This window comes from Pseudomonas nitroreducens (assembly GCF_010994165.1).
In the GTDB taxonomy this organism is placed as follows: domain Bacteria; phylum Pseudomonadota; class Gammaproteobacteria; order Pseudomonadales; family Pseudomonadaceae; genus Pseudomonas; species Pseudomonas nitroreducens.
Window position 1 is genome coordinate 634769 of record NZ_WMBX01000003.1, and the last position, 23311, is coordinate 658079.

The 23311-nt window shown below is 66.8% G+C and carries 14 protein-coding genes; 8 read left to right on the forward strand and 6 right to left on the reverse strand.

The annotated features are described in order from the left end of the window. Positions 1-34 precede the first annotated feature (34 nt). Positions 35-652, reverse strand: a complete 618-nt coding sequence (locus tag GJV37_RS16285; RefSeq protein WP_084358300.1) for a glutathione S-transferase family protein — start codon at positions 650-652, stop codon at positions 35-37. A gap of 128 nt (positions 653-780) precedes the next feature. Between GJV37_RS16285 and GJV37_RS16290 the strand changes: the two genes are divergently transcribed. Next, the gene (locus tag GJV37_RS16290) at positions 781-1671 is read left to right on the forward strand and encodes a LysR substrate-binding domain-containing protein (RefSeq protein WP_169888132.1); all 891 of its coding nucleotides are present in this window, start codon (positions 781-783) and stop codon (positions 1669-1671) included. A gap of 71 nt (positions 1672-1742) precedes the next feature. Here GJV37_RS16290 and ppk2 read toward each other — a convergent pair whose 3' ends face one another. Continuing rightward, a complete protein-coding gene (gene ppk2 / locus GJV37_RS16295) occupies positions 1743-2561 on the reverse strand; it encodes a polyphosphate kinase 2 (RefSeq protein ID WP_024764120.1) in 819 nt (272 codons plus the stop codon). 266 nt (positions 2562-2827) lie between these two features. On the opposite strand from ppk2, the gene recC reads away from it, so the two are divergent. The 3 genes from recC to recD are packed head-to-tail and all read left to right on the forward strand — an operon-like array spanning position 2828 to position 12005. Continuing rightward, positions 2828-6295: an exodeoxyribonuclease V subunit gamma gene (gene recC, locus GJV37_RS16300; protein ID WP_193452733.1), complete on the forward strand. Its 3468-nt coding sequence runs from the start codon at positions 2828-2830 to the stop codon at positions 6293-6295. Next, the gene (gene recB, locus GJV37_RS16305; protein WP_193452734.1) at positions 6292-9966 is read left to right on the forward strand and encodes an exodeoxyribonuclease V subunit beta; all 3675 of its coding nucleotides are present in this window, start codon (positions 6292-6294) and stop codon (positions 9964-9966) included. Before recC ends, recB begins: the two co-directional genes overlap by 4 nt. Beyond that, on the forward strand, positions 9963-12005 hold the full coding sequence (gene recD / locus GJV37_RS16310) for an exodeoxyribonuclease V subunit alpha (RefSeq protein ID WP_193452735.1): 2043 nt from the start codon (positions 9963-9965) through the stop codon (positions 12003-12005). The genes recB and recD overlap by 4 nt, the downstream gene beginning before the upstream one ends. Before the next feature lie 37 nt (positions 12006-12042). Here the strand turns inward: recD and GJV37_RS16315 are convergent, their stop codons facing one another. Further along, positions 12043-12477 carry a type II toxin-antitoxin system VapC family toxin gene (locus tag GJV37_RS16315; RefSeq protein ID WP_246228357.1) on the reverse strand — a complete coding sequence of 145 codons (435 nt, stop codon included), beginning with the start codon at positions 12475-12477 and terminating at the stop codon, positions 12043-12045. 4 nt (positions 12478-12481) lie between these two features. Beyond that, complete coding sequence (gene vapB / locus GJV37_RS16320) at positions 12482-12730, reverse strand: type II toxin-antitoxin system VapB family antitoxin (RefSeq protein WP_084358344.1); 249 nt, start codon at positions 12728-12730, stop codon at positions 12482-12484. 157 nt (positions 12731-12887) lie between these two features. Here vapB and GJV37_RS16325 point away from each other — a divergent pair, with 157 nt between their 5' ends. The 4 genes from GJV37_RS16325 to GJV37_RS16340 all read left to right on the forward strand — a co-directional run bounded on the left by GJV37_RS16325 (position 12888) and on the right by GJV37_RS16340 (position 21027). Beyond that, positions 12888-15734, forward strand: a complete 2847-nt coding sequence (locus GJV37_RS16325) for an ATP-binding protein (RefSeq protein ID WP_065086150.1) — start codon at positions 12888-12890, stop codon at positions 15732-15734. Beyond that, positions 15713-16909: a response regulator cyclic di-GMP phosphodiesterase PvrR gene (pvrR, locus tag GJV37_RS16330; protein WP_024767535.1), complete on the forward strand. Its 1197-nt coding sequence runs from the start codon at positions 15713-15715 to the stop codon at positions 16907-16909. Before GJV37_RS16325 ends, pvrR begins: the two co-directional genes overlap by 22 nt. A 144-nt stretch (positions 16910-17053) precedes the next feature. Next, positions 17054-20287 carry a hybrid sensor histidine kinase/response regulator gene (locus GJV37_RS16335; protein WP_169888117.1) on the forward strand — a complete coding sequence of 1078 codons (3234 nt, stop codon included), beginning with the start codon at positions 17054-17056 and terminating at the stop codon, positions 20285-20287. 89 nt (positions 20288-20376) lie between these two features. Next, positions 20377-21027 carry a response regulator gene (locus tag GJV37_RS16340; RefSeq protein ID WP_024767537.1) on the forward strand — a complete coding sequence of 217 codons (651 nt, stop codon included), beginning with the start codon at positions 20377-20379 and terminating at the stop codon, positions 21025-21027. 208 nt (positions 21028-21235) lie between these two features. On the opposite strand, the gene GJV37_RS16345 is transcribed toward GJV37_RS16340, so the two are convergent. Beyond that, complete coding sequence (locus tag GJV37_RS16345; RefSeq protein WP_193452737.1) at positions 21236-21955, reverse strand: fimbrial biogenesis chaperone; 720 nt, start codon at positions 21953-21955, stop codon at positions 21236-21238. Beyond that, on the reverse strand, positions 21945-23309 hold the full coding sequence (locus GJV37_RS16350; RefSeq protein ID WP_425326840.1) for a fimbrial protein: 1365 nt from the start codon (positions 23307-23309) through the stop codon (positions 21945-21947). The genes GJV37_RS16345 and GJV37_RS16350 overlap by 11 nt, the downstream gene beginning before the upstream one ends. Positions 23310-23311: the final 2 nt, after the last annotated feature.

Here is a 23311-nt window from a genome sequence, read left to right on the forward strand (position 1 = left end):
GCGGACGGAGCGCGCTCCTGCGCTCGGTGAAAGATCACACCGGCGGGAAGGCCTTGAACACTTCCAGCGCCTCGGCCTGCTGCGCCCAGTCGCCCACCGCCGGATAGCTATCCGCCGGGATGTCTTCCGAGTGCAGCAGCTGCACGAAAGTCCAGGCCACCGCGATGCTCAGGCCGGCCTGGTCCAGCGGCGCGGCGGCGTCCAGCGACATTTCGCGCAGTTCGCTCTCCAGTTGTGCCAGGGCGGCATGCAGTTGCTGGTCGACCCGCTCCTGCCAACTGGCCAGCTGCTTGTCATCCGGCCGCTGTTGCTCGTAGTAGCGCTGCACCGCCTTCTCCATGACCGCCAGCGCGAGGCCCAGCAGACGCGTGGCGCGCACCCGTGCGGCCGGTTCGGCTGGCATCAGGCTGCGGCCGGCCAGATGTTCGAGGCAGTCGATGATCAGGGTCGAGTCCATCAGCACCTGGCCATCGCCCAGTACCAGGGTCGGTGCCTTGACTACCGGGTTGATGCCGCGGAATTCCTCGTAGGTGCGGAATACCGACAGCGACTGGTGGCTGAACTCGATGCCGAGCAGGCGCAGGGTAATGGCGACACGGCGCACATAGGGCGAATCGAGCATGCCGATCAGGTGCGGAAGCTTCTGTTGCATGGGTACATCCTGTTAGTGGAAATTGCATGGTGGCTGACGCGGTCATCCGCGTAATGGCCATGAATCTAGCGGCTTTGACCCCTGGGTAATAGCGACGATTAGTGACCGATTAAGTTAGGGAAACTTACATGAGCGCATTTCCACCGCTTTCCGCCCTGCGCAGCTTCGAAGCCGTCGCCAGGCTTGGCAGCGTGACCCTCGCCGCCGGTGAGCTGCACGTCACCCACTCGGCCATCAGCCAGCAGGTGCGTCAACTGGAGGGCCTGTTGGGCATCACCCTGCTGCAGCGCGAAGGCCGGGGGCTGCGGTTGAGCGAAGAGGGCCGTCTGTATGCCCTGCAGATTCGCGGCGCGCTGCGCGATATCGCCGAGGCCACTCGTCTGGCGAAGGCCCGCCCGGGGGAGGACGAGCTGGTGGTGGCGCTCACGCCGTCCTTCGGCCAGAAATGGCTGTTGCCACGTTTGCCCGGATTCCGTGCGGCTTATCCACAGTACCGCCTGCGCCTGCTGGCCAGTCTGGAAGTGATGGACCTGCGCCAGGGATTGGCCGATGTGGCCATTCGCATCGGCCAGGGACACTGGGAGGGGCTGGCACGGCAGCGCCTGTTCGAGGACGAAGTGGTGCTCGTCGCTTCGCCGGACTTCAACGGAGGGCACCTGCCGACAACGCCGGAAGCGATTCTTCGTTGCCCGCGCGTCACGGGGTTCGAGTCCTGGCTGGGCTGGTGCCAGGCGGCGGGAGTGGCAGTGCCCCAGCAGCCTGCGGAGTTCGTGGTGAACGATTCCAACCTGAGCATCGAGGCAGTACGCATGGGCCAGGGCATCGGCCTCGAGCGTCGCAGCCTGGTGGCCGCTGCGCTGGAAAGTGGCGAACTGGTGGCGCTGAGCGATCTGCGCGTGCCCTACGGCTTTCCCTACTGGCTGGTGTGGCCCGAGCGCGACGCGGCCCGGGCCAAGGTGGCGGCATTCGCCGGGTGGCTTTCCGGCGAAGTGGAGGCCTATCTCCAAAGCATTGCGTGAACCGCTCCCGAGCAACTGCAGCTTCCGTGGACAGATGATCCGGGGCCGGCGTGTGCCGACTCCGGTTGGCCTCAGAATTTCTCTTCGATGTAGTGGATCGGATAGTCGGGGCTCTTGTACTTGCCGATCTTGCCGCGCTTGGGCAGCTTCACTTCCTCACGCGGGATTTCCTTGTATGGCACGTGCTTGAGGACGTGGCTGATGACGTTCAGGCGCACGCGCTTCTTGTCCTCGGAAGGGGCCACGATCCAGGGCGCCCAGGGCGAGTCGGTGGCGGCGAACATCAGGTCGCGGGCGCGGGTGTATTCGTCCCAGCGGGTGAAGGACTTCACGTCCATGGGCGAGAGCTTCCAGATCTTGCGACCGTCGGTGATGCGGTCCTTGAGGCGGCGCTCCTGCTCCTCGGGGCTGACCTCCAGCCAGAACTTCAGCAGGATGATCCCCGACTCGGTGAGCATGCGCTCGAACAGCGGGGTCACGGCCAGGAACTTGTCCGCCTGTTCTTCAGTGCAGAAGCCCATCACCCGCTCGACGCCGGCGCGGTTGTACCAGCTGCGGTCGAAGATCACCACTTCACCGGCCGACGGCAGGTGGCGGATGTAGCGCTGGGCGTAGAGCTGGGATTTCTCCCTTTCGGTGGGCGTGGGCAGCGCCACCACGCGGAACACCCGCGGGCTGACGCGCTCGGTGAGCGCCTTGATGGTGCCGCCTTTGCCGGCGCCATCGCGGCCCTCGAAGATGATGCAGACCTTCAGGCCCTTCTGCACCACCCATTGCTGCAGCTTGACCAGCTCCACCGACAGCTTGCGCAGGTGCTCTTCGTAATCCTTGTTCTTCATCTTCCCGGCCTGTTCGGGAGCCGGGTTCTTCGCTTTGCTCTTCTTGCCCATTTTTTCCTCCATGGCGGGCCTGGAACGGCCGTGGGATGAGCATAGCCGCTGGCCGCACGGACGGGCTGTCATGCAGTCAGTTTCGTAAATGTGGGAGGTTGCCGAGAGCCTGCAGGCCTTTGTCAGGTTCCGCGTCGGCTCTTTCCATGCGGCGGAGATTCCGCCGGCAGGAATGGGAAAAAGGCTGCTCGCAGCCGGACTTTTTGGTCAAATGCCGCTCATCCCATGCGGCGTATGCGAAGTGCCCGCCCGACCCAGGAGATCCGATGAGCGAGCAGCGACTGACCCCCGGCCTGATGGTGATCCACGGCAACCATCCGGAAGCGCTGCGCGACCTGCTGGTGCAGTGGATGAGCCTGCATCCGCTGGCGCCGCTGGAGAACGAAGTCATCCTGGTGCAGAGCAACGGCATCGCCCAGTGGCTGAAGCTGGCGCTGGGGCGTGACGTGGAGGAGGGCGGTTGTGGCGTCACCGCCGCGCTCGACGTGCAACTGCCGGCGCAGTTCCTCTGGCGCGCCTATCGCGGTGCGCTGGGCCGCGACGAAATCCCCGAAGTCTCGGTACTCGACAAGGGCCCGCTGACCTGGCGCCTGATGCGCCTGCTGCCGACCCTGCTGGAGCAGGGCGAGTTCGCCACCCTGCAGCGTTTCCTCGCCGACGATGCCGACCTGCGCAAGCGCCACCAGTTGGCCGAGCGCCTGGCCGACCTGTTCGACCAGTACCAGGTGTACCGCGCCGACTGGCTGGAGGACTGGAGCCGCGGCGTCGACCAGCTGCGCCTGGCCAACGGTACCGTGAAGGAACTGGACGCTGACAACCGCTGGCAGGCCGCCCTGTGGCGCGCGCTGCTCGACGACGTCGGCGCCGAGGGCCTGGCTACCAGCCGTGCCGGCGTGCATGGCCGCTTCATCCAGAAGCTCAAGTCCGCCGAGAACCCGCTGCCGGGATTGCCGCGCCGCGTGGTGGTGTTCGGTATCTCCGCGATGCCCGCGCAGACCGTCGAGGCGCTTGCCGTGCTGGCGCGCCACGCCCAGGTACTGCTCTGCGTGCACAACCCCTGCCGCCACCACTGGGCCGATATCGTCGCCGACAAGGACCTGCTGCGCCACGAATACCGCCGCCAGCGCCGCCGCGCCGGCACCCCGGAACTGCTCTCCGACGACCAGCAGCACCAGTACGCCCAGCCGTTGCTGGCCGCCTGGGGCAAGCAGGGGCGCGACTACATCAACCTGCTCGACCAGTACGACGATCCGGAAACCTACCGCGCGCGCCTGGGCGCGGTGAGCAATGGGCGTATCGACCTGTTCAGCGAGGTCGAGCCGACGAACCTGCTCGGCCAGCTGCAGGACGACATCCTCGAACTGCGGCCGATCAACGAGACCCGCGAACACTGGCCGGCGGTCGATCCGCAGGCCGACGATTCCGTGCGCTTCCACGTCGCCCACAGCGCCCAGCGCGAAGTGGAAATCCTCCACGACCAACTGCTCGCCCGCTTCGACGCCGATCCGACATTGCGCCCGCGCGACGTGATCGTCATGGTCCCGGACATCAACCCCTACGCACCGCACATCGAAGCGGTGTTCGGCCAGTTGCCGCGCGACGACAGGCGCTTCATCCCCTACACCCTAGCCGACCAGGGCCAGCGCGGCCGCGAGCCGCTGCTGGTGGCGCTGGAACATCTGCTGCGGTTGCCCGACAGCCGCTTTGCCGTGAGTGAAATCCTCGACCTGCTGGACGTCGCCGCCGTGCGCGCGCGCTTCGGCCTGGCCGACGCCGACCTGCCGCTGCTGCGCCGCTGGATCGACGGCGCCGGGGTGCGCTGGGGCCTCGACGGCCAGCAGCGCGAACGCCTTGGCCTGCCCTCCGCCGCCGAGGCCAACAGCTGGCGCTTCGGCCTGCGGCGCATGCTGCTGGGCTTTGCGGTGGGCGAGGGCGAGGCCTTCCAGGGCATCCAGCCCTACGCGGAAATCGGCGGGCTCGACGCCGCCGCGCTCGGTCCCTTGGCCGGGTTGCTCGGCGCGCTGGAAGGGGCCTGCGACCTGCTCGCCGAGGAAGCGGCCCCCACTATCTGGGTACAGCGCCTGCGCACCCTGCTGGAAGACTTCTTCCAGGTCACCGATGACCACGATGAACTGCTGCGCCAGCAACTCCTGCAACTGCTGGAGGGCTGGCTGGAAACCTGCGGCCACGCCGGCTTCAACGATCCGCTGCCGCTTTCGGTGGTGCGCGAGGCCTGGCTCGGTGGCCTGGACGCAGGCGGCCTGAACCAGCGCTTCCTCGCCGGCGCGGTGAGCTTCTGCACCCTGATGCCGATGCGCGCGATTCCCTTCCAACTGGTCTGCCTGCTCGGCATGAACGACGGCGACTACCCGCGCCCGCAGTCGCCGCTGGATTTCGACCTGATGCGCAACGACTACCGCCCCGGCGACCGCTCGCGCCGCGAGGACGACCGTTACCTGCTGCTCGAAGCGCTGCTCTCGGCACGCCGCCAGCTCTACGTCAGCTGGGTCGGCCGAAGCATCCGTGACAACAGCGAACGGCCGCCGTCGGTGCTGGTCGGCCAGTTGCGCGACCACCTCGCCGCGGGCTGGCACAACGCCGAGGGCGGCGACCTGCTGCACGGCCTGACCCTGGAGCATCCACTGCAGCCTTTCAGCCGCGCCTATTTCGATGCGCCATCCGCGCACGGTGTCGATGGCCTCTACACCTACGCCCGCGAGTGGCGTGACGTGCACCGCGAACACCACGGCGAAACCGATGCAGCGCCGCTGCCGCCGCTCGCGCTGGATGCGCCCATCGGCTTGCGTGTGCTTGCCGATTTCCTCGCCAACCCGGTCGGCGCCTTCTTCCTGCAGCGCCTCAAGGTGCGCTTTGCCGAGGAGCAACTGACCGGCCAGGACGAAGAGCCCTTCGAGCTGAACGGGCTGGACGTCTGGCAGCTGCAATTCGAACTCTGCGAGCGCCTGCGCCCGTGGGTCGAGCAGCACTGGCAGGCCGATCAACTGGCCGTGCAACTCACCGGCCAGGTCGAACGCCTGCGCCGCGAGGGACGGCTGCCGCTGGCAGCCTTCGGCGACTTCTCCGCCCAGGCGCTGGTGGCGCCGCTGCATGACCTGCTGGCCCGCTACCGCGAACAGCTGGAGCACTGGTCGCAGGTGGAAGAGGAGCAGCGCGAACTCAACCACGAGCATGCCGGCATCGAACTGGCCGACTGGCTCGGTGGCCTGCGCCGCAACGCCGATGGCCAGCTCGCCAGCCTGCAACTGGTCAGCGGCAAGCTTCACGAGGGCAAAGGTTACAAATGGCACGGGCTGGTGCGTCCCTGGGTACGCCATCTCGCGCTGCAGCTGTGCGGCGAGCCGGTGACCAGCGTGCTGGTCGGCCTGACCGGCACCCTGGAGTTCCCGCCGCTGCCGGCGCAGGAAGCGCGCGCCGAGCTGGACGCGCTGCTGGACGCGTGGTTCCAGGGCATGAGTCGCCCGCTGCCGGTGGCGTGCAAGGCCGCCTTCGCCTGGCTGGCCGCCGGAGAAGATGAGGAACGTGCCGCCCGCGAAGCCGCCAAACGCTATGACGGCGGCTTCAACCTGAGTGGCGAGGCTGCTTCGTCGGCAGCGCTGGCGCGGGTCTACCCGGATTTCGCCACGCTCAATGCGAGCGAGGAATTCGCCGCCTGGGCCGAAGCCTTGTACGGGCCGCTGTTCGCGATTCTGCAGCGCAAGGAGGCGCAAGCATGAGCGCAGTCGAGCTCAACCCTCTCGAATTCCCGCTGCATGGCAGCCGGCTGATCGAGGCCAGCGCCGGCACCGGCAAGACCTTCACCATTGCGCTGCTCTACGTGCGCCTGGTCCTCGACCATGGTGGCGAACAGGCTGCCTTTGGCCGACCATTGAGCCCACCGGAAATCCTTGTGGTGACCTTCACCGAAGCCGCGACCCAGGAATTGCGCGAACGCATCCGCGCGCGCCTGGGCGAGGCCGCGCGCTGCTTCGCCGAGCCCGAGCAGAAGCACGACGGCCTGCTGGTGAAGCTGCGCGACAGCTATGCGCCCGAGCGCTGGCCCGGCTGCGCACGCCTGCTGCGCCTGGCTGCCGAATGGATGGATGAGGCTGCTGTCTCGACCATCCACAGCTGGTGCTACCGCATGCTGCGCGAGCACGCCTTCGACAGCGGCAGCCTGTTCACCCAGGACCTCGCTGCCGACCAGAGCGAACTGCTCGCCGAAGCGGTGCGTGACTACTGGCGGCGCAACTTCTACCCGCTGGATGTGGCGGCGGCCAACGCCGTACGCCATTGCTACGCCGGCCCCGAAGCGCTGGCCCGCGCCCTGCAACCGCTGCTGGCGGCGCAGGAAGCCGGGTTCCGCTATGCCGATCAACCGCTGACCGCCCCGGCCTCCCTCAGCGAGCTGCTGGAGACCACTGGTCAGTTCTACGACGAACTCGATGCCGCCGAGACACGCGCCCGCGAAGCCTGGGCGGCGGACCGCGCCGGCGTCGCCGAGCTGCTGCGCAACCTGCGTGGCGACCTCAACGGCAACAGTTATCGCGGCAAGGATGACGACAGCGTCTTTGCCGGCTGGATCGAAGCGCTCGATGCCTGGAGCGAGGGCGCCGATGCGCCGGACAATCTGGCCAAGTTCGGCCAGACGCGGATCAAGGTGAAGGCCAAGGCCTTGGTGCCGGAACACCCTGCGTTGCTGGCCATCGACGCCTGGGTCGAGCGCGCCGAGCAACGCCCGGAGATCGCCCCGCAACTGCTGCTGCATGCGCTGAATGAAGTACGGCAGAACCTCGAAGCGGAAAAGCAGAAACGCGCCGAGCTGGGCTTCGACGACCTGCTGGTTCGCCTCGACCGTGCCCTCGCCGGCAGTGGCGGCGAGCGCCTGGCCGAGCGTATCCGCGAGCAGTTCCCGGTGGCGCTGATCGACGAATTCCAGGACACCGACCCGCTGCAGTACCGCATCTTCGAGCGCGTCTACCGCATCGCCGAGAACCCTCGGAGCCTCGGTCTGTTCATGATCGGCGACCCCAAACAGGCGATCTATGCCTTCCGTGGCGCCGACATCCACACCTATCTGCGCGCCCGCGCCGCCACCGCCGGGCGCCACTACACGCTGGGCACCAACTATCGCTCCACGTTGGCGATGGTCAATGCAGCCAACCGCTGTTTCCTCTTCGCCGAAAGTCATCCGCGCGCGGCGTTCCGCTTCGCGGTGGAAGGGCAGGAGAACCCCGTGCCCTTCCTCGAAGTCGGCGCGCGCGGGCGTGACGAGACGCTGTTGCTCGAAGGCGCCGAAGCATCGGCCATGACCTTCTGGCAATTGGACAACGACGGCCAGGTCTGTGGCTCCACGCTGTATCGCCAGGAGATGGCCGCGCGCAGCGCCAGCGCCATCCAGCGCTGGCTGAGCTCCGCACAGAGCGGCTTCCGCGATGCCGAGGGGCAATGGCGCGCGCTGCGCCCGGCGGACATCGCCATCCTCGTGCGCGGCCGCAGCGAGGCCGAGGCCATCCGCGGCGAACTGGCCAGGCGCCGGCTCGCCAGCGTCTACCTGTCCGACCGTGACTCGGTGTTCGACAGCCCCGAGGCCGTCGACCTGCTGCACTGGCTGCGCGCCTGCGCTGACCCCGGCGACGATGGCGCCCTGCGCATCGCCCTGGCCACCCGCAGCCTGGCGCTGGACTGGGCGACCCTGGAGCGGCTGAACCAGGACGAGCGCTTCTGGGAAGCCATGGTGCTGCGCTTCCGTGACTATCGCCTGCTCTGGCAACAGCAGGGCGTGCTGCCGATGCTGCGCCGCCTGCTCGCCGACTTCGCCCTGCCGGCGCGACTGCTGCGCGAGACCGATGGCGAGCGCAGCCTGACCAACCTGCTGCACCTGGCCGAATGGCTGCAGCGCGAGGCCGTGGAAGTGGACGGTGAACATGCGCTGCTGCGGGTGCTCGCCGAACAGCTGGAGAGCCCGACGAGCGAAGAAATCCTGCGCCTGGAAAGCGACGCCGACCTGATCAAGGTGGTGACCATCCACAAGTCCAAGGGCCTGGAATACCCGCTGGTGCTGCTGCCCTTCATCTGCACCTGGCGCGAGCTGGACGGCAAGAGCGGCACGCCGCCGAGCTTCCAGTCCGGCGAATCGCGGGTCGTCGAGTTGTCCCGCGACAAGGAGCAGGCCAAGGCGGCCTTCCAGCAGGCCAACGACGAGCGCCTGAGCGAGGACATGCGCCTGCTCTACGTGGCACTGACCCGCGCACGCCACGCCGTGTGGCTGGGTATGGCGCCGCTGGTGATGAGCAACAGCAAGAGCCCGGAGCTGCACAAGGGCGCCATGGGTTACCTGCTCGGTGGCGGCAACGCGCTGAGCGTCGAGGAGGTGACCACGCGTCTGGGCGATTTGCAGGCAGGAGCGCTGGAGATCGCGCTGGAGCCGGCGCCGGAGATCGGCACGGAACTCTTCGTCGGCGCACAGGCCGGTGAGCTGGGCGCTGCCCGTGAGCCGCGCCGCCGGGTGGCGGAGAAATGGTGGATCGCCAGCTACTCCGCCCTGGCGACGCTGGCCACCGAGGACGACAGCGACATCGCTCCCGCGCCGGCTGCCGATGAGCCGATCAGCGCCAGTGAAGACCTGTTGCGCGAAAGCAGCCTGGAAGACCTGCGCGAGGTGGAAGTCGTCCCGGCACCTTTCAGCCTGCACGCCTTCCCCCGCGGCGCGAACCCCGGCAGCTTCCTCCATGGCCTGCTGGAATGGGCCGCCGACGAAAACTTCGACGTCGATGAAGAACAGCTGCGTGACCAGATCGCCCGGCGCTGCGCCCTGCGCGGCTGGGAGGAGTGGATCGGACCGCTCACCGGCTGGCTCGGGCAATACCTGCGCACGGCTTTCCGCGTGCCCGATGCGACGCCGGTCAGCCTCGCCGGCCTGGTGACGTTCCAGAAGGAAATGGAGTTCTGGTTCGCCACCCGCAACGTCGACAGCCAGCGCCTGGATGCCGCCGTGATCCGCCATACCCTGGGCGGCGTGGCGCGGCCGACGCTGCAGGCGAACCTGCTTAACGGCATGCTCAAGGGCTTCATCGACCTGGTGTTCGAACACGAAGGCCGCTACTACGTGGCCGACTACAAATCCAACTGGCTGGGCGCCGACGATGAGGCCTACACGCAGGAGGCGTTGCGCGAAGCCTTGCTGGAGCACCGTTACGACCTGCAGTACGCGCTCTACCTGTTCGCCCTGCACCGGCTGCTGCAGGCGCGCCTGCCCGACTACGACTACGACCGCCACATCGGAGGCGCGATGTACCTGTTCCTGCGCGGCAGTTCCTCGGCGACCCAGGGCATGTACCTGGAACGCCCGCCGAAGGCGCTGATGGATGAGCTGGACCGCCTGTTCCGCGCGGAGGTGCCGGCATGAAGAGCACCACTGAAATGCTCGAACTGATCGGCCGCTGGGCTGAGCGCGGCTGGCTGCGCGAGCTGGACCGTGCCTTCGCGACCTTCCTCGTCGAGCGCGCGCCGGATGCCCACCCGCTGCTGATTCTCGCCGCCGCCCTGGCCAGCCACCAGCTCGGCCGTGGGCACGTCTGCCTCGACCTGGATGCGACCCTGGCCGACAGCCGCTTCGCCCTGTCGCTGCCGCCCGAGGGCGACTCCGCCAAGGACGCGCCGGAGCTGCCCGGTGTGCTGCTCGATGGCTTCAGTCTCGATGGCTGGCGCGCCGTGCTGAACGATCCGCGCCTGGTCGGTGACGGGCCGGGCGAGACGCCGCTGGTGTTGTCCGGGCGCCGCTTGTATCTGCGCCGCTACTGGCAGTACGAACGGGACGTACGCGCCGGCATCGACCAGCGCCTGAAGCAGGGTGAGGCGCTGCGGGCCGCCTTGCCCGCCGCCCAGCTGCGCCGGGCGCTGGATGCGTTGTTCCCGAAGAAGCCCGGCAATGTTCAGACGAGCCAGGGGGCGGACTGGCAGAAACTCGCCTGCGCACTGGTTGCCGGCAACGCCTTCGGCATCGTCACCGGCGGCCCCGGCACCGGCAAGACGACCACCGTGGTGAAGCTGCTCGCCCTGCTGCAAAGCCTGGCGCTGGGGGAGGGCGGAAGAGCGCTGCGCATTCGCCTCGCCGCGCCCACCGGCAAGGCCGCTGCGCGCCTGAACGAATCCATCGCTGGCGCCGTGCAGCGCCTCGACCTCTCCGGCCTGGCCAATGGCGAAGCGGCGCGTGAGGCGATCCCCACCGAAGTCACCACGCTGCATCGCCTGCTCGGCAGCCGCCCGGACAGCCGCCAGTTCCGCCACCACGCCGGCAACCCGCTGGCGCTGGAGCTGCTGGTGGTGGACGAAGCGTCGATGGTCGACCTGGAAATGATGGCCTCGCTGCTTGCCGCTCTGCCGCCGCGCGCACGATTGATCCTGCTGGGCGACAAGGACCAGTTGGCCTCGGTGGAAGCCGGCGCGGTGCTGGGCGAGTTGTGCAGCCGCGCCCGTGAGGGCCATTACCGCCCGGCCACCCGCGACTGGCTGCAAGCCGTGACCGGCGACGCCATCGACGACGTGCTGATCGACAGCGCCGGCAGCGACCTCGACCAGGCCGTGGCCATGCTCCGTCACAGTCATCGCTTCAGCGCCGACAGTGGCATCGGCCAGTTGGCCGAAGCGGTCAATGCCGGCGATATCCCGGCGTTGCGCCAGGTGTGGAAAGCGCAGCACGAAGACCTCGCCCGTATCGCCGTGGATGCCCAGGAAACCCGCAGCCTGCGCGATCTGGTGATCGACGGCGGGCGAGGCGGTGACCTTTTCGGCCCGGTCGGCTACGCCCACTACCTGCGCGTGGTCAGCGGCTCGCGCCCGGCGGACAACGCCACTCAGGACGCACTGGATGCCTGGGCAAGGCAGGTGCTCGGAGCCCACGGCCAGTTCCAGTTGCTCTGCGCCTTGCGTCGCGGACCCTGGGGCGTGGAAGGATTGAACACGCTGATCGGCGAGCTGCTGCAACGCGAAGGGTTGATTCCCATGGCGAACGGCTGGTTCGCCGGCCGCCCGGTGCTGGTCACCCGCAACGATTACGGCCTGGGCCTGATGAATGGCGATATCGGCATCACCCTGGCGTTGCCGCAGACGGCTGACGATGGTTCGGTGCGCTGGGTGGCACGCGTGGCTTTCCCGGCGGGCGATGGCACCGACGCCATCCGCTGGATCCTGCCGAGCCGCCTGCAGGCGGTGGAAACGGTGTTCGCCATGACCGTGCACAAGTCCCAGGGTTCGGAGTTCACCCACGCCGCGCTGTTGTTGCCCGACAGCCTCAACCCCATCCTCACCCGCGAGCTGGTCTACACCGGCATTACCCGCGCGCGCCAATGGTTCACCCTGGCCAGCGCCGGGCGCGGCTGGCAGGTGCTGGAGGCGGCCACGGAGCGGCGAGTACAGCGGGCGAGTGGGTTACTGAGTGGCATTTGACCGGATGAAGCGTGCCGGGGACTGGGCTGGTGTACCGTCAGGCCGGTTCGCTGTTGCACCAGTCTTCGACGACAAGCCCCGGTACTCGCCGAAATTCGCGGGTGTTGTTGGTCACGATGACGCAATCGGTTGCCAAGGCATGGCCGGCAATGCCCGTATCGTTCGGCCCAATGGGCGTTCCTGAGTCGAGCAGGAGCCTCATGAGCTTCGCGGAGCTATCCACCGCGTCGATATCCCAGGGCAGCACATCGTCCAGGCGTTGCACCAATGCGTCGATCCATGCTGCCACCGCCTTCGGGGCTTTCGGTGACGCTGCGCCGTAACGAAGCTCCGCATGAGTGATAGCCGAAATCACCAGCCTGTTGCCGGCCTCCGCGGCCTTTTGCAGACGCTGCAAAACCTGGGGTGGGTTCTGGCGCATGATGAAGGAGCAGATGTTGGTATCCAGCATATAGGTGACGGGCGTGGCCACCGGGTCAACCCTCGTCATCGCCGAAGCCCAACCGGCCGGGGGCAATCACGTCGGGCCGATCTCCCAGAAAATCGGCATCGACAGGTTCCAGCTCGGCGAGGCTGCTCCAGGTGGGCCGCGACGGACGCAGGATGAGCGTATCGCCTTCGCGAGTCATCACCAGTTCCGTTACTCCCTTGAATTCCATATCCCGAGGGATTCGGACTGCCTGATTCTTGCCGTTGCGGAACAAGGAAACGGTCGTCGTGGGCATGGGCGCCTCCAGATCAGAGAGCATTGAACGGTTGCTCATAGCTTGGCATATGTCAGGCATATGCCTGAATCCGAAAGGTTGGGTGCCAAGCCGCGTTTCCACACTTTTTAGATTTGTCTGATGTTCGTGTGGCCCGCTTTTCGCCAGGCTGGCGGCCATGAAACTCAAGCAGTTCCTTCGTCCTCAGGATTCGTCCTTTTCCACCCCGAAGGCGGCCCGAAAGCTCCTTCGTCTGCTGGCCTGGGTGGTGATCGCCTGCCTGTTCTTCACCCTCAGCCTGTTCCTCGCGGCGAGCTTCAATACCGAGGTCTCGCAGCTGCGCCGGCAGATGAATGCAGCCATGTACGAGGCCCAGGACTACCTCGGTCAGCGCGAGTCGCTGCTGGAGCACATCAGCCGGGGCGTGACCTGGAAGGCTCGCGAGCCCGTGGTCCAGTGGCGCCAGCTGAACGTGCCGGTGGCACCTCACGAGCAGGTGTTCGTTACGCTGGGCGAACCGCGCTCTGACTGGAGCCTGGCACTGTCCGGCCGCGATCTGTCGGAGATGGAAGCCAAGCGGCTGAACCTGATCTATGTCTCGCCAGGCCCGGAGCGGGCCGTCACGCGCCTGTACGGTGCGCCTGCGCTCAATGCCGTGGTGCCGCCTTCGGTGCTGGAAGCGCTGGGCCAGCCCGGTACTCCGAAGGAGGAGCAGCAGGTGCGTTGGCTCGCCGATCCGACCGACCCGCAGTCCCGGCAGTACCTGTTCACCCGCGTGACCAGCGAAAGCGACAACGGCTGGCTGGGGCTGGAACTGTTCGGTGCCGATCTCGCCGCCGCGCTCGGTGTTCCCGAGGCCGGACGCTTCCTGCTGCTGGACCGCGATCACCGGGCGATCCTCGGTAGCGCCGTGGCGCCGCAGCTCGGCCTGCAGTTCAGCGACCTCTGGGTCGGAGACAACTTCGCCTTCAGCGGGCCCGGGCTGATTCCCAGCCATCTGGCGCTGCTCAAGCACCTGGGCAGTTCCGACTGGTCGCTGATCTACTACTTCAACCTGTCCGACCTGCTGGTGCCGCTCTGGCCGCGCCTGTTCGGCTCGCTGGCTTTCCTGCTGGGCTGCTCGGTGCTGATCTGGGCCATGTGCCGGCGCATCAACCGTCGCCTGATCGGCCCGGCGCAGCACCGTCTCAATGCTCTGGTGGAGAACGAAAGCTTCTCCCGCGCGATGATCCAGACCGCCCCTGTCGCGCTCTGCGTGCTGCGCCGCAACGATGCCGAGGTCGTGCTGGAGAATCGCCTCGCCCAGCAGTGGCTGGGCACTGGGGATGAGCGCCGTTACTGGAGTCACGGCTGGCTGGAACGGGGGTTCAACAGTGGCGAGGAAGGCGGTTCGGAGGAGGTGGAAACCCACACCGGACGGCATCTTTACCTGAGCTATACGCCGACTCGCTACAAAGGCGAGGAGGTGCTGTGCTGTGCCTTCAGCGACATCAGTGCGCGCAAGCAGACCGAAGCTGCGCTGGCCGAAGCCAAGCACCTGTCCGACACTGCCAACGAAGCCAAGACGCTGTTCCTGGCGACCATGAGCCACGAAATCCGCACACCGCTCTACGGCGTGCTCGGCACCCTGGAACTGCTCGGCCGTACGGCGCTGGACCACCAGCAGTCCGGCTACCTGCGTGCCATCCAGCGCTCGTCTTCGACCTTGCTGCAACTGATCAGCGATGTGCTCGATGTCTCGAAGATCGAAGTCGGCCAGCTGGGCCTGGAACCGGTGGAGTTCTCGCCGCTGGAGCTGACCCTCGACAGCGTCCAGTCCTACGCCGCCGCCGCCCGCGCCAAGGGCCTGCAGATCTATGCCTGCTGCGACCCGCAGATGCCGGAAAGAATGCTGGGCGACGCGACGCGCATCCGCCAGATCCTCAACAACCTGCTGAGCAACGCGGTGAAGTTCACCGACAGCGGGCGCATCGTCCTGCGTGTGCGTTCGGAGCCGGGCGAGGGGTGGCATGACACGCTGCACTGGCAAGTGGCCGATACCGGCATCGGCATCCCGGAGGACCAGCAGACGCACCTCTTCGACGCCTTCTACCAGGTGTCCGGCAACGCCCGCGTGGCCGGTGGTACCGGCCTGGGCCTGTCGATCTGCAAGCGGCTTACCGAATTGATGGGTGGGCAATTGCGGGTCGTCAGCGACGTCGGGCTGGGCAGCAGCTTTTCCCTCAGCCTGCCCCTGCAATGCGTTGACCGGCAGCTTTTCAGCGAACCCCGGCTGCACAACTCGATGGTGTGGGTGCATGCGCCGACCCGCGAGCTGGCCGAAAGCCTCTGTGGCTGGATTGCCCGCTGGGGCGCGCGGGCCCAGGTGGTGGCCTGCGACCAGCCGGTCGAGGAAGAAGCCTCCAGCGTACTGGTGGACCTGCGCTTCAATCCCCATGACCGCAAGCCGCTGCCCACCTGGCGGGGCTGCCGGGTGCTGGTGACCGACCTGGGCGGCGAGCAGCCGCGCCAGGAAGGCTGCGACTGGCATGTCGGCCGCTACAACTTCGAAGGGCTGCGCCGGGCCCTGGCGGTGGCGCAGGGCTGCCTGGGCGGCGAGGCCGCGCGCCTGGCTGAAGCCCTGCCGGATATCGGCCTGGGCCTGCGCGTGCTACTGGTGGAGGACAACCCGATCAACCAACTGATCCTGCGTGATCAGTTGGAAACCCTCGGCTGTACGGTGGAACTCGCCGTCGACGGCCGGCAGGCGCTCACGCGCTGGCAGCCGGATGCCTTCGATGTGGTGCTCACCGACGTCAACATGCCCCATCTCAATGGTTACGAGCTGGCCCGGGCGCTGCGTCAGCGCGGCTATCGCGGGCCGATCATCGGCGCCACTGCCAACGCCATGCACGAGGAGAACGAACGTTGCCTCGCCGCTGGCATGAACCTCTGCCTGCTCAAGCCGGTGGACCTGCGCACCTTGCGCCAATGCCTCACCAGCCTGCCCGCGGAGGTGCCGCCATGCGACATCAGCGAATCCTGATCGTCGAAGACCAACCCTTCCAGCGCGAGTACCTGCTCAACCTGTTCCGCGAGCAGGGCGTCGTGGAGCTGCGCGCTGCGGAGGATGGCGCCGAGGCGCTGCGCTGGCTGGAGCAGGAGGGCTTCGATCTGGTGGTCAGCGACCTGATGATGCCCGGTCTTGATGGCGTGCAACTGATCCAGCGGCTCGCTGCGCTGAGACATCCCCCGCTGCTGGCGATCATGAGCTCGGCGTCGCGTTCGCTGATGGGCAGTGCCTGCATGGTCGCCCGCGCCCACGGCATCACCGTGCTCGAGCAGATCGCCAAGCCGGCCCGCGCGCCGGTGATTCGCCGGCTGCTGGAGAAGCTCGTCTCGCGGCAGGTGCGCGCGGAGCAACACCGTGCGCCGGTGATCGCTGCGCCGACCCGCGGCGAGCTGGAGCAGGCCCTGGCACAACGGCAGTTCTGCGCCTGGTTCCAGCCCAAGGCCTCGTTGATCGATGGCCGCATCGTCGCGGCGGAAGCGCTGGTGCGCTGGGAGCATCCGCTCCATGGCGTGTTGCAGCCGGGCAGCTTCATGGCTGCACTGACCGCAGCGGGGCTCGACGAGCCGTTACTCTGGACGGTGCTCGAACAGGCGTTGCAGGCGCAGGCCGACTGGGGCCGGCAGGGTTTTCACCTCTCGGTGGCGGTGAATCTGCCCACTCATCTGCTGGACGATCCCGAGCTGCCCGATCGCCTCGCCGCCTTCGTTGCCGCCCGTGGCGGGGTACCGGCACACATCGTCTTCGAGCTGCTCGAGTGCAGCAGCACGGCGACCCCGGCCAACTACTACGCCGGCACCTGCCGCCTGCGCATGAAGGGTTTCGGCCTGGCGCAGGATGATTTCGGCCAGGGCTACAGCTCGCTGTACAATCTGGTCTCGACGCCGTTCACGGAGCTGAAGATCGACCGCGCGCTGGTCCATGGTTGCCTGGATGACGACGGACTGGCAGCGGCGCTGGAAAGCATCGTCAAGCTCGGGCGGCAGTTGGGGCTGGAGGTGATCGCAGAGGGCGTCGAACACCCCGACGAGCTGGCGCTGCTGCGCCGGCTGCGCTGTGATTGCGCCCAGGGCTTCCTGTTCTCCGAAGCAGTGCCGCCGGCGGTATTCACCCGTCAGTTGCTCCAGGAGCGCTCCGCCATGGCTCATTGATCCACGGCAGATACATCGCAGATGCAAGAACGATCGTCGGCCTTCCGAGCGCTGTCGGGTCGCCTTATCCCGTACTCACATCTACAGTCTGCTGGTATCCGGCGGGCCCTCCGCCGCCACTTTCCGCGATACCGGACGCTTTGCATGAAGGAACATGACCACGGCTCGATTCGTAAACTGGCCAGCTCCTCGCTGCGCCTGAATGTCGTGCTGCTTTGTGCCGTTTCCCTCGCCCTGATGCTGGTGGGCGCCTGTTACTGGGCGCTTGGCCGGGTCGTGCAGGAAGAGCGTGACAAGGTGCACTTCCATTTCACCCGCCTGGTGGGTGATATCCATGAACACGAGGCTTTCCTGGCGCGCATCGCCCAGCAGAGCGATGAGTCGACCCAGCGCGAAGACCTGAACGTCATCCCTCTGCAGCGCCGCATGCTGGTCCGAGAGAAGGGCATGGAAATCCATGAGGGACGCGAATTCTCTTTCGCCATGCCCTTCACCCTGGCGCAGCAGGTGCGCCACATCGGCCCGCAGGAAAAGCCGGGGCCGTTCTCCTTCGGTGTGATGCTGGCGAACTTCTACAGCAGCTACTGGAGCACGTCGGTATTCCCGTCTCCGCAGGTGCTGGTGATCGATCTGCGCGGACCGACCAGCCTGGCGGTGCCGTCCATCGGCAACTTCCGCGGCCAGCGCCCGCTGACCCGGCGCAGCTACCTGACGGTGGTCGACCAGGTACGCCATCGCCTGGAAATCCGCCAGCCGGAGCGCGGCGACACGCAAGTGCACTGGGCCCAGGCGGAGTCCTACACCGGCGGGCCAGGGCGTGAGCTGCTCGGGTTCGTCAGCGTCGATCTGCCGGACAAGCTCTGGTGGGATTCGGACCTGGATCGCCAGGTGGTGGCGGTGTCCCTGCTCGACCTGGAGCGGATCAACGACTTCGAGCAGATTCTCGACCGCCCGGTGTTCGACCAACTGGAGCTGATTTCGCCCAATGGGCGGGTATTGATCGACTCTGTGGGCTCGGCGGGGGATTACGACGAGGGCTTGAACCTGAGTGCCGGGGGCATGGTGTTCAAGGTGCACAGCGGTGCAGACGGCGGCTGGACCGCACTCTATCGCCTGAGCTACGCCAGTTTCTTCCGCTACGCCAAGTGGCAGTTCCTTGGCGGCCTGCTGCTGGTTCTCGGCAGCCTGGCCGGCGGCTGGTTTGCCATCCGCTGGTATTCGCGACGGGTGATCAGGCCGGCGCGCCGCGCGCACCTGGAAATCGTCGAGAGCGACGCTTTCAGCCGCGCGGTGATCCAGACCGCGCCGGTGGCGCTGTGCGTGCTGCGCCACGGCAGCCACGAGGTGGTGATGCAGAACCGGCTGGCCAAGCTCTGGCTGGGCGATGCCGAGGCCATTACCCGCGTCAGCCGGGAGTGGGACCTGGATGATCGCAGCGGCGAGATGAGCGGCGAAGTGGTCTTCGAGGTGGAAGGGCGCGCATTGCATGCCAGTTTCGCACCGACCCGCTATCGCGGCGAGAACGTGGTGCTCTGCGCGTTCAACGACATCAGCGCGCACAAGCAGGCACAGCAGATGCTGGCCGATGCCAAGCTCTCGGCGGATGCCGCCAGCGAGGCGAAATCGGTGTTCCTCGCCACCATGAGCCATGAAATCCGCACGCCGCTGTACGGCGTGCTGGGCACGCTGGAACTGCTCGGGCTGACCGAGTTGACTCACCAGCAGCGCGACTACCTTGCCACCATCCAGCGCTCGTCCTCGACCCTCTTGCAGTTGATCAGCGACATCCTCGACGTGTCCAAGATCGAGGCCGGACAGATGGCGCTGGAGGCAGTGGAGTTCAACCCGCTGGAGCTGGCCGAGGAAGTGGTCGCCGGGTACGCTGGAGTGGCCGAGGGCAAGCAGTTGCAGCTCTACGCCTGCATCGATGCGAACGTCCCGGGGCTGGTGCGCGGCGATGCGGTGCGCATCCGGCAGATTCTCGCCAACCTGCTGAGCAATGCGCTGAAGTTCACCGACATCGGCCGTGTGGTGCTGCGTTTGCGTACCGTCATCGGTGAGGCTGGCGAAACAAGCCTGCAGTGGCAGGTGACGGATACCGGCATCGGCATGTCCGACGCCCAGCAGCAGCGTCTGTTCGAGCCCTTCTACCAGGCCCATGGTCATGAGCACACTGTCAGCGGCACCGGCCTGGGGCTGTCGATCTGCGCGCGGCTCAGCCAGTTGATGGGCGGCCAACTGCGTGTGGTGAGCGAAACCGGGCTGGGCAGCAGCTTCACCTTCACCCTCGCACTGCCGACTCTGGAGCGCGTGCAACCGCTGGTCGATGGCTCATCCCTGTTGCCGCAACCGATCTACGTGCGGGCACCGGTGAAGGAGCTGGCACAGAGTCTGGCGGCGTGGATCGAGTGCTGGGGAGGCTCGGCGCTGGTTCAGGACGAACTGCCGCCGGCCGTTCCGCCCGGCGCGGTGCTGCTGGACCTGCTGAGTGCCGAAGATGAGCCACTATGGAACGGGGCGCGGGTCTGCGCACTGACCGAGGCCGGTGCGCAGCCACAGGCCTCGGCGCAGGGCTGGGAGGTCAGTCTCTATCACCTCGCCGGCATTGCCCAGGCCTTGCGCCTGGCGCAACAGGGAGGGGATGGCGAGGTCCGACAGACGCCGCGCGTTGCCCGGCTGGGCAAGCTGGGCCTGCGGGTACTGGTGGCCGAGGACAACCCGATCAACCAGGCGCTGCTCAAGGAACAGCTGGAAGAGCTGGGGTGCCGCGTCACGCTCACCAGCAACGGCCGCGAGGCCTTGCAGCGCTGGGCGCCGGGCGCCTTTGATGCGCTGCTGACCGATGTGAACATGCCGGTGATGAATGGCTATGAACTGGTGGGGGAACTGCGCCGGCAAGATAGCTGGCTGCCGATCATCGGCGTCACTGCCAACGCCCTGCGCGAGGAGGGCGAGCGCTGCATGGCGGTGGGCATGAATGCCTGGCTGGTCAAGCCGATGAGCCTGCGTACGCTGCATGACGGGCTGCTCAAGGTTTGCGGCCATGCTGCGGTCGAACCGCCGGAAAGCCAAGAGACGCCCGTGGCGCCGGCACAGGACCGCATTCAGGTCTCGGCAAAGATGCGCGAGCTGTTCCTGCGTACCATGCGCCAGGATATGCAGGGCGTAACCGATGCCTTGCAGGCCGGTGACCTGGCCACCGTCCGTCAGCAGGTGCACCGCCTGCGCGGCGCGCTGGCTGTGGTCCAGGCCCATGGTCTCAGTGATGCCTGCGGTGCGGTGGAGGAGGCGCTGATTGCGCAGCCCGCCGGGCCGGAACTGTCCGCGGCGGTGACCATACTGTTGGGACGAATCGAGGCGGCCCTGGCCAGCCTCTGAGAGCCTGTCCGGAAACCGGGGCTACTCTGGAATAGTGGTCGTGCCCTGTGGCCGACCGACGATCGCAAACGTTGGGACTCAAGAAACTCATGGAAAAAGTCAGAGTGGCACTAGCGGACGACCATCCCATCGTCCTGATGGGCGTTCGCGAGGTGATCGAGAGGGACGATCGCTTCGAGGTGATCGGCGAGGCGCACAACTCCAGCGAGCTGGTGGCCCTGTACCGCGAGCAGCGCCCGGCCATCGTCATCACCGACTACAACATGCCGGGCGACCAGACCTATGGCGACGGGATCAAGCTGATCGAGTACCTGCTGCGCAACTTCCCCGACACGCGCATCCTGATTCTCACCATGCTGTCCAACCCGCTGATCCTCTCCAGCCTCTACGACCTGGGGGTCTCGGGGGTGATCCTGAAGAACGGTGACCTCAACGAGATCCTGGTGGCGCTCAAGGCGTTAACCCAGGACCGCATCTATCGTGGGCCGGGCATGCAGTCCTCGAACAGCGTGATGGCCAGCGGGGACGACGTGGAGGGACGCATCGCCAGCCTGTCGGTGAAGGAGTACGAGGTGCTGCGCCATTTCGTATCGGGGATGAGCGTGCGCGATATCGCCCTGCTCCTCAACCGCAGCGTGAAGACCGTGAGCGCGCAGAAGATCTCCGCCATGCGCAAGCTGGACGTGGACACCGACCAGGCACTGCTGACGTTCTGCGTGATGGCCAATCTGTTCCAGTAACCCGGGCCCAGGATGCGCCTGTAGGAGCGAGCTTGCTCGCGAACTGCCCCGATGCTGAATTCCATGGTAGGCCAACTGCCCTCTTCCTGAGGCACCACACCTGCCAGATCAAGAGCCCCTCACCCTAACCCTCTCCCGCAAGCGGGAGAGGGGACTGTTCGGTGCAGAAACAAACGATGGCGTCAGCCGGTACGGGCGGGTGCCTCTCTCAGCGCAGCTCGGCCTCGCCCTGCTGGCTGTTCCCGCCATCGTCGATCCACAGGTAACGCACCTCTCCAGCGTTCGCCGGCAAGCCCTGCGCGGGCGTCAACATGCGCTGCGAAAACGGCGGGAGCAGTTCGGCCGGCAGCAGTGAACCTGTGTTGCCCTGGCGCACTTCGGCGCCGGCGAGGGTGATGAAGTAGGCGGTGGGATTTTCCACCTGCACGGAATTGCCGGCCCGCCGGAAAACCAGCTGGCGCGGAGCCTCTTCAGCGTCTTTCGCCAGCGAGTTTGGCCGGGAGATGACCTTCATCTGGGTGCGCAGCGTGACGGTCAGGCGCGACTGCCCTTCGGCCAGGGGCTCGTTGGACTGCGGTGGAATCTCGTAGAGGTTGAGCCAGTACAGCGATTCGCGGTCAGTGGGCAGTTTTTCCCCGGTATGGAGCAGGCGCAGGCTGCGCTGCTGGCCGGGGTTCAGGCGGAACACCGGCGGCAGCGGCATGATCGGCGCCTGGGCGGTCTGCGGTGCACTGTCGAGGTCGCCGTCGTCGATCCAGGTCTGCACGATGACCGGGTAGCTGTTCTGGTTCACCAGTGCCAGCGAGGTCTCGCGCTTGCCTTGCTCGAAGATGACCCGCGTGCGTTCGGCGGTGACGCCGGCATGGGCACTGGTCCCTGCCACTATCGCCAGGCCGAGCAGGGCGGCGCGCAGCCAGCTACTGGACACGGATCACCACCTGCGCGGTGGCCTCCACGCGGCCAGGGGTGACGGTGGGCTTGCTGCCGAGGCTGAGCTTTTCCAGGCGGGCGCGGAACGTCTCGCTGTACTGGGAGATGCCGCCCACTTCGCCGGTCTTGTTCGAGGCGTTGCCGATTACCGGGTACCAGCCACGCGCTTCGGCGTTGCTGCCGTTGGCGGAATCCTCGCTGGCCAGCAGGTTCATCGCGCTGCCGTTGCGCAGCAGGCGGATGCCGACGCCCTGGGCCATGCCCGGTTCGCCGTAGCGGTCGGAAACCAGATAGGACAGTCCGCCGCTGGCATTGACCAACCCGAGCCCGGAGGAGGCGGCCAGCGCGCCGGCGGAGACCTTGATGCCCAGCGCGGTGCCACTGGTGCCCGATTGGCTGGTGCTGGGGGTGGTGCTGCTGAGCACGCCGCTCTGGCATTTGAAGTCGACCTGGAAGGGCATTTCGCGGTTGGCTCCGGCGTTGATCTCGCCGATGGAGATCGATGGAAACACCACGTGCGGCGTGACATTGGTGACGGCGCAGGTCGGGTAGCGCTTGAGTGTCACGTCACCGTACAGGCCGATGGCCCCCGGCCAGTTGTAATGCCAGCCGCTGTAGTTGGCGTAGTGGGTCTGGCCGACGTTGGGGTAGTTCAGACCCGGCCCCTTGATGGCGATGTAGCCGGCGGGCTGGGTGCGGCCATACAGCTGCGATTTCGTATTCGGCGAATAACCCTGGGTGGTCTCCAGCGGCGCCCTGAAGAGTTCGGCGCGCACTGCACTGAGGTTCTTCGCCTTGACCAGCTGGAAACCGCGCGAGTCGATGTCCAGCCCGCTGAGCTGACGCTCGCGCCAGACATCGGTGAAGTACTGGCCGGTTTCCACGTGGGTCAGGCGCAGCAGCACATTGGGCCACGCGGTGCGGTAGGCGGATTGCAGGCCGATGGAGTTGCCCACGCTGTCGCCGCCCTGGTACCAACCGCTGTAGAGGTCGTCGGCATTGGTGGAGAACATCTCGTAGACCGCGTCTCCCGGTGCGCAGCGGAAAAACACGCGCTCGGCGTCGTAGCCGGCGGAGTTGCCGTACTGGGTGATGGGTGACACGGCGCTGGCGATCAGGGTGCCGTCGGGCTGGAAGCTGGCATCGCTGACGTTGATCACGCTGGGCAGGCCGAGGGAGCCATTGCAGGTATCGCAGGCGCCGTCGCCCGGCCAGGCACCGGCGACGCCTTCGCCTGGGCGGATCTGGTAGGTCAGCGTGGTAGTGGCTGTGCCCACGCTGGTGACCTTGTAGCAGGTGGCCCAGGCCGTTGGCGCAAGCAGCAGGGCGAGCAGCGGCAGGCTGCGCAGCATGG

What these genes read in the sequence shown, in the direction of transcription:
- GJV37_RS16285 (WP_084358300.1), bottom strand. Translation starts at nt 652, where the DNA reads ATGCAACAGAAGCTTCCGCACCTGATCGGCATGCTCGATTCGCCCTAT.
- GJV37_RS16290 (WP_169888132.1), top strand. Translation starts at nt 781, where the DNA reads ATGAGCGCATTTCCACCGCTTTCCGCCCTGCGCAGCTTCGAAGCCGTC.
- ppk2 (WP_024764120.1), bottom strand. Translation starts at nt 2,561, where the DNA reads ATGGGCAAGAAGAGCAAAGCGAAGAACCCGGCTCCCGAACAGGCCGGG.
- recC (WP_193452733.1), top strand. Translation starts at nt 2,828, where the DNA reads ATGAGCGAGCAGCGACTGACCCCCGGCCTGATGGTGATCCACGGCAAC.
- recB (WP_193452734.1), top strand. Translation starts at nt 6,292, where the DNA reads ATGAGCGCAGTCGAGCTCAACCCTCTCGAATTCCCGCTGCATGGCAGC.
- recD (WP_193452735.1), top strand. Translation starts at nt 9,963, where the DNA reads ATGAAGAGCACCACTGAAATGCTCGAACTGATCGGCCGCTGGGCTGAG.
- vapB (WP_084358344.1), bottom strand. Translation starts at nt 12,730, where the DNA reads ATGCCCACGACGACCGTTTCCTTGTTCCGCAACGGCAAGAATCAGGCA.
- GJV37_RS16325 (WP_065086150.1), top strand. Translation starts at nt 12,888, where the DNA reads ATGAAACTCAAGCAGTTCCTTCGTCCTCAGGATTCGTCCTTTTCCACC.
- pvrR (WP_024767535.1), top strand. Translation starts at nt 15,713, where the DNA reads ATGCGACATCAGCGAATCCTGATCGTCGAAGACCAACCCTTCCAGCGC.
- GJV37_RS16335 (WP_169888117.1), top strand. Translation starts at nt 17,054, where the DNA reads ATGAAGGAACATGACCACGGCTCGATTCGTAAACTGGCCAGCTCCTCG.
- GJV37_RS16340 (WP_024767537.1), top strand. Translation starts at nt 20,377, where the DNA reads ATGGAAAAAGTCAGAGTGGCACTAGCGGACGACCATCCCATCGTCCTG.
- GJV37_RS16350 (WP_425326840.1), bottom strand. Translation starts at nt 23,309, where the DNA reads ATGCTGCGCAGCCTGCCGCTGCTCGCCCTGCTGCTTGCGCCAACGGCC.